Source organism: Chryseobacterium daecheongense, assembly GCA_027920525.1.
In the GTDB taxonomy this organism is placed as follows: Bacteria; Bacteroidota; Bacteroidia; order Flavobacteriales; family Weeksellaceae; genus Chryseobacterium; species Chryseobacterium proteolyticum.
In genome coordinates this window covers 2,843,645-2,858,344 of record CP115858.1, presented here as the reverse complement: position 1 = coordinate 2,858,344, position 14,700 = coordinate 2,843,645, and the positions used below count along the sequence as shown (strand labels likewise).

Genomic DNA, 14,700 nt, shown 5'->3' with positions numbered 1-14,700 from the left:
AAGTTGCAAATATCTAATTTTTTAAGAATATCAGGATCTTTTGCATTATTAAATGTGATATGCAAAAAAAAGACTTACAGAAATGTAAGTCTTTTTGCTCCTCCTGCTGGGCTCGAACCAGCGACCCTCTGATTAACAGTCAGATGCTCTAACCAACTGAGCTAAGGAGGAATGTCCCTTTGTTTTTAAGTGGTGCAAATATAGGACGAATATTTATACCAGGCAAATTTTTCTTTTGAAAATTTAAAAAATATTATAATTTTCCTGTGAATATTTTAAAGATATCGCTTCCGAAAATCAGTAACATTAAGCCTAACAGAAAGATAACACCAATCATTTGTGCATTTTCCAATACTTTTTGAGGAACTGGTTTTCCGAAAATAATTTCATACAATGTAAATAAAACGTGTCCCCCATCTAATCCTGGAATAGGAATAAGATTCAGGAAAGCCAGCCAGATCGAAAACATTGCTGTAAAGCTCCAGAATGCAGGCCAGTTAATCGCAAAGCTACCATCTGCTGCCTTATTTACGGGCATAGATTTTACAATTGCAATAGGTCCACCTACATTTTTGTATCCTTGAATTTTAGAGTTGAACATAATTTTGAACTGCTTTACCTGCATGGTTAAAGCTTCAATGGTTCTTTCAAAACCTCTTGGAATAGATTCTCCGAAAGAGTATTTTTTGTCAGTAACTACACTTGCAAGACTTTTTTGGTCAACAGCAATTCCTAATTTACCATTTTTATCTACTGGTGCGGAGATAGTTTGCTTTTCAGTACCACGATTAACCTCAATGCTTACTGTTTTTCCTTTATTTTCAGCTAATGTAGAACTTACCTCGTCGAAGAAAGGAGTTGGTTTACCATTGATGGCTACAATTCTATCGCCTTTCGCCAACCCTGATGCTTTTGAAGAAGGAGTCGCTAAAGAATCAATGATCATGGGAATTCTGGGAGTGATATAAAGCTTTGCTTCTCTTTGTCTGATAACATCAGCTACACCATCTTCATTCACTTTGAATGTAATTTCCTTACCCCCTCTAAGAACAGTAACATGATCACTAAAAAGTATATTAATAGCTGAATTTTCCAATCTTTCTGCTGGTTTTCCATCGATAGAGACAATTTTATCACCATTTTGGAATCCCATTTTTTTACCGGCATCTGTTACGCCGATACCATTGTCAAATTTTGTAAGATCTGTATACATTTCTCCATTAAAAAGAGAAAGACAGCTATAAATTAACCACGCAAGGAAAAAGTTTACCGTAACTCCTCCCAACATAATGATAAGTCTCTGCCAAGCCGGTTTTGCACGGAATTCCCATGGTTGTGCCGGTTGTTTTAATTGTTCGGTATCCATGCTTTCATCCACCATTCCGGCGATTTTCACGTAGCCTCCAAAAGGAAGCCATCCGATACCGTATTCTGTTTCACCGATTTTTTTCTTTGCGATAGAAAACCAAGGATCGAAAAATAAATAAAACTTTTCTACTTTGGTTTTGAACCATTTGGCGGGCAAAAAATGCCCCAGTTCATGAAGAACGACTAAGATAGAAATGCTTAATATGAATTGAAAAATTTTAATTGCTAATTCCATTAATAAATTTTAGATTTTAATTTGCAAAGGTAACAATTATCAAAACTATGCCAAATAAAAAAGCTCCTCATATAGAGAAGCTTTGTCATATATTAAGACTGTTTTTACAAATTAAGGGAAACCCCCAGGCTGCCATTGTTTCCAACTTCTGCAAATACACCGATTCTCTCAGTGAAAAAGTAACGGGCACCGATATGGGCGCCGATTCCAAAATCTTTTCCGAGAACCCCAAGATCAACTCCGGGATAAATGTCCAGCTTTTCAGGGAGCTGTAATGCTTCTTTTAAATGAAAATTAAGCCTTCCAAAGATGAAGACCTTGTTGTCATTGTCATTATTTTTATATCCGCTAAAGTAGCCGTTCAGCCCGGCACCAACTGATATAAGTTTATTGAGCCCGTAATCATAAGTCCCTGTAATTCCTGTTCCATATCCCCATGCACTGAATCCCAATTGCACTTTCTGATCACCCTTTCCTGTCCATGCCTGGGCATTTACGGCAGTTCCAAAGAAGAAGACCGCTAAAATAAAAACCAATTTCTTCATAAATATTACACTTTAGTTCTATTAATTAAGAATAATCAGCTACAAAAATAGAACCGAAACCGATTAAAAATCCTATTTTTATACAAGATTTTGAACGACTTTTATGAAAATTAAAGGATTAAATTTAGATATTATCTGGAAAGATAAGGAAAGTAACTTTCGTTTAATAGAAGAGGAATTAAATAATCAGGATGCTGATATTTTTCTTTTACCCGAAATGTTCTCAACAGGTTTTTGTATGGATGCTTCTGAGGTTTCAGACCGTAATGAGGAAGCTTTAAGTTTCTTACACAAGATGTCAAAAGAGAAAGGATCCGCTTTTTGTGGAAGTGCTCCTGTAGAACAAGATGGGAAATTTTACAACAGGTTGTATTTCGTAAAGCCTGATTCGTCAGTTGTTTTTTATGATAAAAGACATTTGTTCTCTTTCTCTGGAGAGGATAAGGTGTATACCCCAGGAAAAGAAAGGGTTATTGTTGAATATAAAGGATTCCGCATTTTGCTTCAGGTTTGCTACGATCTTCGTTTTCCTGTTTTTGCAAGAAATAATGATGATTATGATGCAATCTTTTATGTAGCCAATTGGCCGGAGAAGCGAGTGGGAGCCTGGGAGCACTTGCTGAAAGCCAGGGCTATTGAAAATTTATCATACGTTTTTGGATTGAACAGGATAGGAACCGATGGAAATAATTTATTCTATCAGGAAAGCTCACATTGTTTTTTTGCTGATGGAAGAGACATTGCCCAAAAAGAAAAGAATATTGTGTCTGCAGAATTGAATATGAATGAGCTTTTGGATTTCAGAAAGCATTTCCAGTTTTTGAATGACCGGGATCAATTTTCAATTCAGATGTAATTATCGAAATAAAAAAGCTGTGAAATTTCACAGCTTTATTCATATTGTTTCAGCAATTGGGTTAAAGTATTGACGTCATGTACGCCACTTTCTTTCCACAAAAGTTCTCCGTGTTTAAATATAGCCAAAGTAGGGACACCACGAACTCCATATTGTGAAGCAATAGCCGGATACTGGTCTACGTCTACTTTAATAATTCTTGCTCCTTCACCTACATTTTCTTTAACTGTTGTGAGTACTGACGACTGAACCTTACACGGTTGGCACCAGGTCGCAAAAAAGTCAATTAAAACAGGTCTTTCGGAATTAATTAATTCTTTAAATTTTTCTGACATGATTTTTGGTGTTTTTATTATTTGGGGCTATCAGCCTCTTTCTGGATTGCCTTTACATTTTTCCAGCTTGTCCCGTCATAGGCTTCCACTCCGTTTTTCTTTAAAATCTCTACTGCCTGGTCCGCCTGGATTCCTTTGTTGCAAAAAACCACTACTTTTTGCCTTTTAAGGACTCAATATTATTTTGAATCTCAGCAAGCGGGATGTTGATTGCATCTTTTGCTGTTCCTTCCTTATACTGCTCCGGAATTCTAACGTCTACCAAAGTAACATCACTACTGTTTACTATTTGTTTAATATCAGCTGGGGCATTATTCTTCGATACACTTGAATTTTTACATGCACTTAACGTTACAGATACAGCAAAAATAAATCCGCAAACCTTATTTCTCATTCGTTAATTTACAATGTTTTCGACTGGCAGACAAAATCCGAAGTGGGTAGTTTTTCCGTTTTTTTAATTCCGTTAAAACCTCCTTCGATTTCAGTGAAATTTCTGATCCCGTGTGAGTTAAGAATGCTTGCGGCAATCATGCTTCTATATCCTCCTGCGCAATGAAGGAAGAAATGTTCCGAGTCATCAATTGAACTGATCCAGTCGCTGATGGAGTCTAACGGCTTATTAAATGCGTTATCAATATGTTCAGCTGCATACTCAGTCAGTTTTCTGACATCAATAACCGTAGACTGATCATTGAATTCTTCTACAAATTCTGAAGGAGAAATCCTTTTAATCTCATCAGTTTCTTTATTGGCATTCTGCCATGATTGAAAACCTCCATTCAAATACCCTAAAACGTTATCAAATCCAACTCTGCTTAACCGGGTAATCACTTCTTCTTCGGTTCCTTTATCTGAAACCAATAACAGTGGATGTTTTACGTCTACGATCAATGTTCCTACCCAAGGAGCAAAATCTCCTTTCAGTCCGATATTAATAGAATTAGGAATAAAGCCTTTATGGAAATCGGCAGCGCTTCTGGTATCTAAAATAAGTGCTCCGGAGTCTTCAGCGATGATCTCAAAATCTTCTACAGAAATTGGATTAAGACCTTTATCCATTACGGTATCTATGCTTTCATAACCCCCTTTATTCAAAGCTACATTCATTCCGAAATATTTCGGTGGGGCAGTAAGGCCGTCCAAAACTTCTTTTATAAAAGATTCTTTATCGGGTTGGTTTAAAGCGTAGTTGGTTCGTTTTTGGTTCCCAAGGGTGTCAACTGTTTCTTTCTGCATGTTTTTTCCACAGGCAGAACCTGCTCCATGTGCAGGATAAACAGTGATGGTATCTGCTAAAGGTATAATCTTGCTATGAAGACTCTCATATAATATTCCCGCAAGGTCCTCCTGCGTGAGATTAGTTGCTTTTTGAGCGAGATCCGGACGGCCAACATCTCCTAAAAATAAAGTATCACCCGTGAAAATTGCTGTTTCAACATCATTTTCATCTATTAAAAGATAGGTGGTGCTTTCCATGGTATGGCCCGGAGTATGCAGAACCTTTATTTTTACTTTTCCAATTTCAAAGATTTGATAATCTTCAGCAATTGTTGCTTCAAATTCCGGCTTAGCAGTAGGTCCGTAAATAATAGGAGCACCAGTCTTTTTACTTAAATCCAGGTGTCCGGAAACAAAATCGGCATGGAAATGTGTTTCAAAAATATATTTTAAAGTTACATGGTCTTTCTCAAGACGGTCCAGATATGGTTTTACCTCTCTTAGAGGATCTATAATTGCAGCTTCGTTTTCTGAGACAATATAATAGGCTCCCTGAGCTAGACAGCCCGTATATATTTGTTCAACTTTCATTTGCTTAGTTTTAAATTAAATTTCAGTTAAAGATACAAAGTATTAGATGAATTGTAAACGAAATGTTAAATCTGAATGATAGTTTCTTTCAATTTAAATGGTTTTGCCCGGTTTTAGGAATCGAAAGTTATTTATTTTCAACAAGAAAGGGCAGATTATTAAAATACTAAATTGGTAGACTGTTTTTTGTCATGCTTAAAAAACAAAAATAATTACGTACAGGAAATGGGTCTGTTTAAAAGAAATACGAAATAATTAATCAGAGAACTTCGCAAGAATACAAGTTTGTTGACTTAATATTTTGTAAAAAATTTTATATTTATAAGTTAAAAAAAATCAAATGGCAGATAAAAAACAATTTATTGATGAATTAAGTGCTAGATATACTCCGAAAGGAGATCATATTATATTAGGAAAAGGTATGCTTGATGGGGAGGTAGTTACCGAAGTGAATGTAACCATTCCATTAAAAACAATCAACAGGCATGGTCTTATTGCGGGAGCCACCGGAACAGGAAAAACCAAAACTCTTCAGGTATTTGCGGAACAGTTATCACATGCTGGGATTCCATCTTTAGTTTTAGATATTAAAGGAGATTTCTCAGGAATTGCAGAAGCAGGTGAAATGAATCCCATTATAGAAGAAAGATATGCAAAAACCCAGCTTCCATACAATCCACAAGCCTTTCCTGTTGAATTAATGAGTATTTCCGGTGGTAAGGGTGTGAAATTGAGAGCTACTGTCACAGAATTCGGTCCGGTTTTATTGAGCAAGATTTTACAGTTGAATGATACCCAGCAGAGTATTATGTCAATTGTTTTTAAATATTGTGATGATAAAGGACTTCCTTTAATCGACCTAAATGACCTGAAAAAAGTCCTGCAATATGTGACTGATAATGCAGAAGGTAAAGCAGAATTATCTTCCAATTACGGATCAATAGCATCTGCTTCTTTGGGAACTATTCTAAGATCAATAGTCGCTTTAGAACAACAGGGAGCAACTGATTTCTTCGGTGAGCTGAGCTTTGATGTTCAGGATTTACTTGAGACAAGGGATGGAAAAGGAGTTGTAAATATCTTAAGGGTTGCCGATATACAAAATAAACCACAGCTGTTTTCAACATTTATGCTTTCTCTCTTTGCGGAAATTTATATGACATTTCCTGAAGAAGGAGATAGCGGAAAACCTAAATTAGTTTTATTTATTGATGAAGCGCATTTAATTTTTAATGAAGCTTCTAAGGCATTGCTTTCACAAATTGAAACAATGGTTAAATTAATCCGTTCAAAAGGGGTAGGTATTTATTTTATTACACAGATTCCCGGAGATGTTCCTGAGAATGTTCTTTCTCAGTTAGGATTAAAAATTCAACATGCTTTGAGAGGATTTACTGCAAAAGATAAAAAAGAGATTTCAAAAGCAGTGGAAAACTATCCTACAACAGAATTTTATAATGCTTCTAATCTGATTCAGAATCTTGGAATTGGAGAAGCTTTTGTAACGGCGTTGGATGAAAAAGGAATTCCTACTCCTCTGGTTCAGACTTACCTGATTTCTCCGGAATCGAGAATGGATGTCTTGAATGATGCTGAGGTTTCGGAATTAACAGGAAATTCTGCTTTGGTTGCTAAATATGAAGAAGCGATAGATAAAGAATCGGCTTATGAGATATTAACGGCAAGAATGGAGCAGGCGGCACAGAATCCGGCTCCTACACAAAGAGCAAAGCCGGTAAAGGAAGAGCCAGGGATGTTTGAACAGGTATTACAGAGCAAAGCAGGAAGAACTTTTACCACCACATTGATGCGTGAAGGGGCAAAAGCAGTTTTGGGAATGTTTGGTCTGGGAGGAAGAAGGAGATAATAAAAACATTAGTGCAATTCTTATCTAATAACCATGAAAAATGTATCATCTTTTTATTGTATCGGATTAGCTTCGGTTAATCTCGTAATGGATACCATTCATAACCACTTTGGAATATTTGATATAATTTTTGTTATTTTAGCGGGATTGCCTTTACTGCTCAATAAAAAATGGATGTATGAATTGTTTGGAGGCACTATGGGCCTTATCAGTTTATATATTATTTTTGCCATTTTTGTGTCCATGGTTAAAGACGGTCAAAATGCGATGATGCAGCCTCTTTGGACGTATGGCATGGGTTATGTGCTTAGTTTTTTAACGCTAATTTTCGGACTTTTAATGACAAAAATTATTAAAATCCGCAACAGAAGAAATATTATAACATCAGGTTAAATGTATTCAATTATAGATATAGAAAGTAATGGTGCAGGTTATAGACATGAATGCATTATAGATATTGCCATTTATCGGTATGACGGGCAGAAAATTGTTGACCAGTTCATTTCTTTGGTGAATCCGGAAAGTGATATTACTCCGTTTGTACAAAAGCTGACAGGGATTACTCCTAAAATGGTTAAAACGGCTCCGAAATTTCATGAAATTGCAAAAAGAGTCATTGAAATTACCCAAAATACTACTTTGGTCGGGCACAATATTGATTTTGATTACAGAATGCTTCGGCAATCTTTTAAAAGTCTTGGTTACGATTTTAAAATCAATACTTTAGATACTATTCCGTTAGCTAAAAAGCTCATTCCTGATGAAGCAAGCTATTCGCTGGGTAAGCTCGTAAAATCTCTTGGAATTCCTTTAACCAATCATCACAGGGCAGACGGAGACGCAAGGGCTACTTTGGAGTTGTTCAGGCTGCTGGTTTCAAAGGATACTGAGAATGAGATTATACAAAAACATCACGATGAATCCAATGCCAAGACTTATATCAACAAAATCAAGCTGTTAACGCAGGATTTACCTAATGAAAGAGGGTTTGTGTATTTTCAGAATGCAGCTGGAAAAATCATTCTTTCAGAGTATGTTCAGGATATCAATAAATTTTCAAAAAAAGTATTTAATTCGAAATCCAAAAAATGGGAAACGATACAGAATGAGGTAGAACAGATTAGTTTCGAACTTACTGGAAATGATATTATTGCCAGATTGATACTCAATTCAAAAAATATCAAGAGGAGAGAAATTTTACCTTTTGGCCTTTATCACAGAAACGATAAATTTATTGTTGAGAAAAATAAACTGAACAAAGAAGATAAACCTATTCTGAAGTTCAGGTCTTTTACACAAGGATCAAAAGCAATCCAGTTTATTGGCAGCCAGAGAGAATATGATGATATCAGTATTTTTAAAAGAAAGATTGATTTTAAAAACCGTAATGAGCTATGGCTTGGCTCAGGAAGGAAATTGGGTGAGAAATTATTTTTAATTATTGAAAATGGTAAAGTTGTTTCATACGGTTTTTATGAACTGTTTACACAGATTCAGACTCTGAGCAGGCTCTCCAAGCTGAAAATCGACCTGCCTTTACCTGCTTCTGACCTGATTAATGATTTACAGTTAGCACTGCTTCGCGGTGATTTTGAGACACTCCCGTTGCCTAAATGATAAAAAGTAAGGTGGAGGCTTTTCAAATCAATTTGGATAGAATAAAAAAATAAATAGTATTTTTGCAAAAATAAAAATAAGCAATGCAATATTTTAAGCAAATTAAAACTGGAAAAAAGGGAGCTATAAAGTTCTCTAAGGTTTGGAATATTTAAAAGAGTTGTCTTGCATAAAAAATAGTTAATGTGGCGGACTCTTGAGGAAAGAATCTGCTTTTTTTTATGTTAAAATGAAATTATGAATTCAAAAGAATTATTAAAGATTGCCAATGAGTTTGGCACCCCGGTGTATGTTTATGATGCTGAATCTATCAAAACTCAATATGAAAAACTTACATCTTCTTTTTTAAAACACACAAAGTTCTTTTATGCCGCAAAGGCATTGACTAACATCAACATTCTAAAGTATGTCAAGAACCTGGGTGCTTCTTTGGATTGTGTTTCTATTAACGAAGTAAAGCTTGGTTTAAAGGCAGGATTTACTAAAGAAAAAATATTGTTTACCCCAAATTGTGTGGATCTTGCTGAAATTGAAGAAGCGATGCAATATGGAGTGCACATTAATATTGATAATATCTCTATTCTTGAGCAATTTGGAAATAAATACGGAGATACTTATCCGATTCTCGTAAGAATCAATCCTCATATTTTTGCTGGAGGAAATTATAAAATATCCACAGGTCATATCGATAGCAAGTTCGGTATTTCTATTCACCAGGTTCGTCATATCGAAAGGGTAATGAAGAGTACCAACCTTAATGTTGAAGGTCTTCACATGCATACAGGAAGTGAGATCAAAGATCCGGATGTTTTTTTACAGGCATTGGATATTATGTTAGAGCTTTCTGAGCATTTTCCTAATTTGAAATACCTTGATATGGGAAGCGGTTTCAAAATTCCTTATCAGGAAAGTGAGATGGAGACAGACGTGAAAACACTGGGTAAAAAAGTTGAGAAAGTAATTGCCGATTTTTCTAAAAATACAGGTAAAAAATTTGAATTATGGTTTGAGCCCGGAAAATTCCTTGTTGGGAAAAGTGGATATCTTTTGGTAAAAGCTAATGTTATCAAGCAAACTACAGCAACGGTTTTTGTAGGGGTTAATTCAGGATTCAATCACCTGATCCGTCCTATGTTTTATGATTCTTACCATACTATTGAGAATTTATCGAACCAAAAAGGTCCTGAAAGGATTTATACTGTGGTCGGAAATATCTGTGAAACGGACACATTTGCCTGGGATAGAAAATTAAATGAAGTGAAAGAAGGAGATATTCTGGCCTTCCATACTGCAGGAGCCTATGGTTTTGAAATGAGTTCGAACTTCAACTCCAGACTTAAGCCAGCAGAAGTACTTTTCTTAGATGGAAAGGCTCATCTTATTCGTAAGAGAGACGAGTTTGAAGATCTTTTGAGAAATCAGATTGAAGTAATTTAAATTAAAATATGATAAGCTCCGCAAGAAATTGCGGAGCTTTTTTTTAGATGTTAATTAAGGTAAATTAACAGACTATACCGATGGGGTTCCTAAAATAAATCATTAAATTTGATAGGGATATAGATTTTCAAACCCGAAAAATCTCAATCATCTATCTCCCTTTTTCTTTATTTCCAAAAATAATAAGTACCAAAAAATATTAATTATGGCAAAAAATATAGCAGAACAAATTGTTGAAATGCTTGAGAACGCAAATGTGAAAAGAATTTATGCAGTAACAGGTGATAGTCTTAATCATTTAAATATAGCGGTTAAAAAGAGCAGCATTGAATGGATTCATGTGAGACATGAAGAAGTTGGAGCATATGCCGCCGCCGCAGAAGCGGAACTTGATGGTTTTGCCGTTTGTGCCGGAAGCTGTGGCCCCGGACATGTACATCTTATTAATGGCGTTTACGAGGCGCACCGGTCCCATGTACCTATGTTGGTAATTGCATCTACAATTCCGAGTGAGGAAATGGGGATGGATTATTTTCAGGAAACGAATACGATAAAGTTATTTGACGATTGCAGCTATTACAATCAGATGATTACCAGACCTGAACAGGTTCAAAGAACAGTGCAGACCGCGATTCAGCATGCTATTTCCAAAAAAGGAGTTGCCGTAATTGGCCTTCCGGGAGATGTTTCTGAACTGGATGCAGAAGAGGCGACAACTTCCGCTCAGATATTTAGAACGAATCCGGTTATTCGTCCATCGGACGAGGAATTGAATAACCTGGCTAAACTTATTAACGAAAGCGAAAAGGTGACCATCTATTGTGGGATTGGAGCTAAAAAGGCGAATGCTGAAGTTATAGGATTATCACAATATTTAAAAGCTCCTGTAGGCTATTCTTTCAGAGGAAAAATGGCGATTCAGCCTAATAATCCTAATGAAGTAGGACTCACAGGTCTGCTTGGTTTTCCTTCTGCTTATCATGCGATGCATGATGCGGATCTGGTTCTTCTTTTGGGAACAGATTTTCCTTATGAGAAGTTTATGCCTGTCAAAAATAAGATTGTCCAAGTCGATGAAAGCCCTGAAAGATTAGGGCGAAGAGCTAAACTGGAATTGGGTCTTGCAGGAGATGTAAAAGAGACTATTAAAGCATTAATGCCCCTTTTAAAAGAAAAAACAGATGTTCATTTCCTGAATCAGCAACTTGAGTTTTATGAAAAAGTAAAAGAAAATCAACTTACTTATGTAAAAGATTCAGGAAAAGAAGATGCCATACAACCGGAATACGTTGCGCATACTTTAGACAGGATTGCAAAAAATGATGCAATTTTCACCGTGGATACCGGAATGTGCTGTGTTTGGGGAGCAAGATTTATAACGGGTACAGGAGAGCGTAAAATGCTGGGCTCTTTTAACCATGGATCCATGGCAAATGCGATGCCGATGGCTATCGGAGCATCATTGGCATACCCGGGCAGACAGGTGATTGCCATGTGCGGAGATGGCGGACTGTCGATGTTACTGGGAGATATGGCTACAATTTTCCAATATAAGCTTCCGGTTAAGCTGATCGTTTTTAACAACAGGGCTTTGGGCATGGTAAAGCTGGAAATGGAAGTAGGAGGGATGCCGGATAACGAAACGGATATGATCAATCCTGATTTTGCAATGGTTGCGCAGGCAATGGGCTATCCTGGAAAAAATGTTCATAAACCGGAAGAAGTTGAGAGTGCTATTGAAGAATGTCTGAACTATAACGGACCTTATCTTTTAAATATCTTTACGAATCCTAATGCCCTGGCATTGCCGCCAAAAATAGATTTTGATCAGGTGGTAGGGATGACCAAGTCTATGGCTCAGCTGATGCTAGGTGGTAAAATGGAAGAAGTTCTTGAAACCGTAAAGAGTAATTATAAGCACATTAAAGGATTATTGTAATGGATAATTCTTTAAAGAAACTGTATGTTGTTGCTTGGATATTTGGACTTATATTTTATTTTTTAGACTATGTGATCAGATCTGCTCCGGCAGTAATGATTCCACAGCTGATCAATAATTTCAATACAACAGAGTTGAAGCTGATCAGCATGGTAGGCACCTATTACTATACTTATTCCACCTGTAGTCTGATTGCCGGAATCGCTCTAGATAAATTCGGAGGAAAAAAATCCCTTTTTACCGGAGCGTTGATATTAGGGATAGGATGTTTATTGTTCCTGTTGTCTTCTCAAATTGCCGGAATTTCAGGAAGATTACTGCAGGGAGCAGGTTGTGCTTTTGCCTTTCCTGGATGTGTTTATCTTGCAAGTAAGGGGTTTTCGTCAAAATCCTTGGCAACGGCAATCGGAGTTACCCAATGCGTAGGAATGTTGGGGGGGACTGCCGGACAGTTTGTGGTAGGGCCCTGGGTGGAAGAAGGAGTGAATATTGATAGCTTTTGGTTATGGTCGGGAATTATAACAGTGATTACAGCATTAGGATTATTCTTTGTTATTCCTAAAGAAAAAAGACCTGAACAATCATCGGGAGTGTCAAAACCGGTAGGTTATTTAGAACCGTATAAAATCGTGTTTACAAATCCCCAATCCTGGTTATGTGGAGTGATTTCAGGATTGCTATTTGCACCGACGACCATATTTGCCATGACCTGGGCAGTAGCGTTTTTCCAAAAAGATAAAGGGTTTATTTTTCATGAAGCCGCTATCACAAGTGCTATGGTTGCCTTTGGATGGGTTTTTGGATGTCCTCTTTTGGGATTTATAACCGATAGGCTAGGAAAAAGAAAGCCTGTACTTGTTGGAGGGGCCGCTTTGATGATCTTAAGTTTGCTTCAATTAATTTACTTACCGGACCTGTACCCGGCAAAAGTGAGTATGTTTATTTTTGGATTAGGTTCAGGAGCGGCAATGATTCCTTATTCTGTCATTAAAGAGGCTAATCCTGATTATGTTAAAGGAAGTGCTACGGGAGCTATTAATTTTATTACGTTTGGAGTAACTACCTTATTAAGTCCTCTATTTAGCCGATGGTTTGGGAAGAATTTAGGGATAGCACCTGGAGAAGAGCATTTCCATAATTCTGTGTTGTTTTGGATAGGTGGAATTGTTCTGGCAATTTTGATTTCAGTATTGCTCAAAGAAACCGGAAGTAAGGCTAAAGAAGATCTTGTGATGCAATAATAAAAAGCTTGTGTTAATTTTATTTAGAGTTATAAATCTGGTCATATGAAGGATTTGGTTTTATTTTTATCGCTTTTAATATCTGTTTTTTTATTTGGGCAACAGGATGTTGAAGATCGGGATGATTCTTTTATTACGGAAACCAATAAGAATATTTTAAAAATTGATATTAAGGAACCCTTATTACAGATTGCAATTAAAAACTGTACAGACTTTAAACCGGCAGCCTATGAAGGAGGGGCATCAGTTTACAAAGAAACGCTGCGAAAGTATATGTACAATTATCTTAATTCTGACTTTTATGTACTGAACGGGGATTTCAATTTTACCATAACCATCAATGAAACTGGCAAGGTTGTAGGGATAGATGGCTCTCCAAAGGTTGCGAACAGCGAAATATTTTTTGATGATATGAAATATATTGTAAGGAGAATCAAAAAGAACTGGATACCTGCTACCTGTAATAATAGACCAATAACTTCTCAGATAAAGATAAAAATGAATTTATCATCTATGGCTACAGATTTATAATTAATTTTTTTTAATCAGAATTATTTTTTTTTCTTTGCGCGAAAAATACTCTGATATTAATGAAAAAGTTTTTATTTTTTTTAAGTATAACAATTTGTAATTTATTTTACTGTCAACAAGAAGTTTTGGAAAGTTATCCTGCTGGCCAGTTTTTTTATATAGGAGGACCAAATGCTTTGCACAAACAGATGATTCAGATCGTAAAGGATAAAAGTTTGATGCTATGCCCAAAAACTGATGAGGTGTATACAATGAAAATCTTGGTGAATCCAGATGCATCTATTAAGTATGTTAAAGATTTTGATACATTGAATATTGAGAAGAACAAATGTGCATTTAATTTCGGGCGTAAATTAGTTCCTTATTTAAAAAACTGGAAGTCAGCCAAAGAAGGAGATAAATTTGTTGGAGCAATTATTACACTAAAGATCGATCCATTTTTTCTTTATTATTCAAAGGACGATGTGAAGGATAATGTGTCTACACAGCCGATATTCAAAAAAGGGATGGATGTTTTTTCAAGTGAGGTTATTGAAATCTTTCAACAGAGAATAAAAAGAAATGAAGATAGAAATAGCTCATTTACTTTTGTAATTAATGAAAAAGGAATAATAGAAGATGTTAATATAGAAGGAGACTATTCTGAAGAGGATAAAAGACAACTTATTTCCGACATTAAGAGAATAAAGGGAACGTGGATACCTGCTACATTTAATGGAATTCCTATAAAAAGAAAGCTTAGACAGCCTTTAATTCAAAAATTTGAATTTAAAATTGAGGATGAAAATTTGAATAATTCTCTAAAGCAAAATGGATTTTATAGATCTCACTAAAGAGCTGCCATTCTGTCACAATATTTTGTATCTTTGCAAATTGATTATAAAAGTTTAGCATTCTAAAGTTGAAGGGAGTGCTTT

15 protein-coding genes and 1 tRNA gene are annotated in these 14,700 nt (G+C 35.9%); 9 read left to right on the top strand and 7 right to left on the bottom strand.

What is annotated here, in order from left to right:
- Window positions 1–97: 97 nt before the first annotated feature.
- The 3 genes from PFY10_12595 to PFY10_12585 form a co-directional block, all read right to left on the bottom strand.
- A tRNA-Asn gene (locus PFY10_12595) sits at window positions 98–171 on the bottom strand.
- An 82-nt stretch (window positions 172–253) separates the two neighbouring features.
- Window positions 254–1,603 carry an RIP metalloprotease RseP gene (rseP, locus tag PFY10_12590; GenBank protein WBV55076.1) on the bottom strand — a complete coding sequence of 450 codons (1,350 nt, stop codon included), beginning with the start codon at window positions 1,601–1,603 and terminating at the stop codon, window positions 254–256.
- 104 nt (window positions 1,604–1,707) lie between these two features.
- The gene (locus PFY10_12585; GenBank protein ID WBV55075.1) at window positions 1,708–2,148 is read right to left on the bottom strand and encodes a hypothetical protein; all 441 of its coding nucleotides are present in this window, start codon (window positions 2,146–2,148) and stop codon (window positions 1,708–1,710) included.
- Window positions 2,149–2,251: 103 nt separating this feature from the next.
- Here PFY10_12585 and PFY10_12580 point away from each other — a divergent pair, with 103 nt between their 5' ends.
- On the top strand, window positions 2,252–3,004 hold the full coding sequence (locus PFY10_12580; protein ID WBV55074.1) for a nitrilase family protein: 753 nt from the start codon (window positions 2,252–2,254) through the stop codon (window positions 3,002–3,004).
- Between the two features lie 35 nt (window positions 3,005–3,039).
- Here PFY10_12580 and PFY10_12575 read toward each other — a convergent pair whose 3' ends face one another.
- The 4 genes from PFY10_12575 to PFY10_12560 are packed head-to-tail and all read right to left on the bottom strand — an operon-like array spanning window position 3,040 to window position 5,151.
- On the bottom strand, window positions 3,040–3,339 hold the full coding sequence (locus tag PFY10_12575; GenBank protein ID WBV55073.1) for a thioredoxin family protein: 300 nt from the start codon (window positions 3,337–3,339) through the stop codon (window positions 3,040–3,042).
- Window positions 3,340–3,356: 17 nt separating this feature from the next.
- Window positions 3,357–3,491 carry a hypothetical protein gene (locus PFY10_12570; protein WBV55072.1) on the bottom strand — a complete coding sequence of 45 codons (135 nt, stop codon included), beginning with the start codon at window positions 3,489–3,491 and terminating at the stop codon, window positions 3,357–3,359.
- Entirely contained in the window at window positions 3,491–3,733 is a 243-nt protein-coding gene (locus tag PFY10_12565; GenBank protein WBV55071.1) for a rhodanese-like domain-containing protein, read from the bottom strand. Before PFY10_12565 ends, PFY10_12570 begins: the two co-directional genes overlap by 1 nt.
- Window positions 3,734–3,741: 8 nt before the next feature.
- Complete coding sequence (locus PFY10_12560) at window positions 3,742–5,151, bottom strand: MBL fold metallo-hydrolase (protein ID WBV55070.1); 1,410 nt, start codon at window positions 5,149–5,151, stop codon at window positions 3,742–3,744.
- A gap of 340 nt (window positions 5,152–5,491) precedes the next feature.
- On the opposite strand from PFY10_12560, the gene PFY10_12555 reads away from it, so the two are divergent.
- The 8 genes from PFY10_12555 to PFY10_12520 all read left to right on the top strand — a co-directional run bounded on the left by PFY10_12555 (window position 5,492) and on the right by PFY10_12520 (window position 14,616).
- A complete protein-coding gene (locus tag PFY10_12555) occupies window positions 5,492–7,018 on the top strand; it encodes a DUF853 family protein (GenBank protein ID WBV55069.1) in 1,527 nt (508 codons plus the stop codon).
- A gap of 33 nt (window positions 7,019–7,051) precedes the next feature.
- Window positions 7,052–7,411, top strand: a complete 360-nt coding sequence (locus PFY10_12550; GenBank protein WBV55068.1) for a hypothetical protein — start codon at window positions 7,052–7,054, stop codon at window positions 7,409–7,411.
- Complete coding sequence (locus tag PFY10_12545; GenBank protein ID WBV55067.1) at window positions 7,412–8,635, top strand: 3'-5' exonuclease; 1,224 nt, start codon at window positions 7,412–7,414, stop codon at window positions 8,633–8,635. It abuts the gene before it with no gap.
- 237 nt (window positions 8,636–8,872) lie between these two features.
- The gene (gene lysA, locus PFY10_12540; GenBank protein WBV55066.1) at window positions 8,873–10,072 is read left to right on the top strand and encodes a diaminopimelate decarboxylase; all 1,200 of its coding nucleotides are present in this window, start codon (window positions 8,873–8,875) and stop codon (window positions 10,070–10,072) included.
- A gap of 205 nt (window positions 10,073–10,277) precedes the next feature.
- Entirely contained in the window at window positions 10,278–12,011 is a 1,734-nt protein-coding gene (locus PFY10_12535; protein ID WBV55065.1) for a thiamine pyrophosphate-binding protein, read from the top strand.
- The gene (locus tag PFY10_12530) at window positions 12,011–13,252 is read left to right on the top strand and encodes an MFS transporter (protein ID WBV55064.1); all 1,242 of its coding nucleotides are present in this window, start codon (window positions 12,011–12,013) and stop codon (window positions 13,250–13,252) included. The genes PFY10_12535 and PFY10_12530 overlap by 1 nt, the downstream gene beginning before the upstream one ends.
- A 45-nt stretch (window positions 13,253–13,297) precedes the next feature.
- Window positions 13,298–13,783: a hypothetical protein gene (locus PFY10_12525; GenBank protein ID WBV55063.1), complete on the top strand. Its 486-nt coding sequence runs from the start codon at window positions 13,298–13,300 to the stop codon at window positions 13,781–13,783.
- 59 nt (window positions 13,784–13,842) lie between these two features.
- Window positions 13,843–14,616, top strand: a complete 774-nt coding sequence (locus PFY10_12520) for a hypothetical protein (GenBank protein ID WBV55062.1) — start codon at window positions 13,843–13,845, stop codon at window positions 14,614–14,616.
- Window positions 14,617–14,700: the final 84 nt, after the last annotated feature.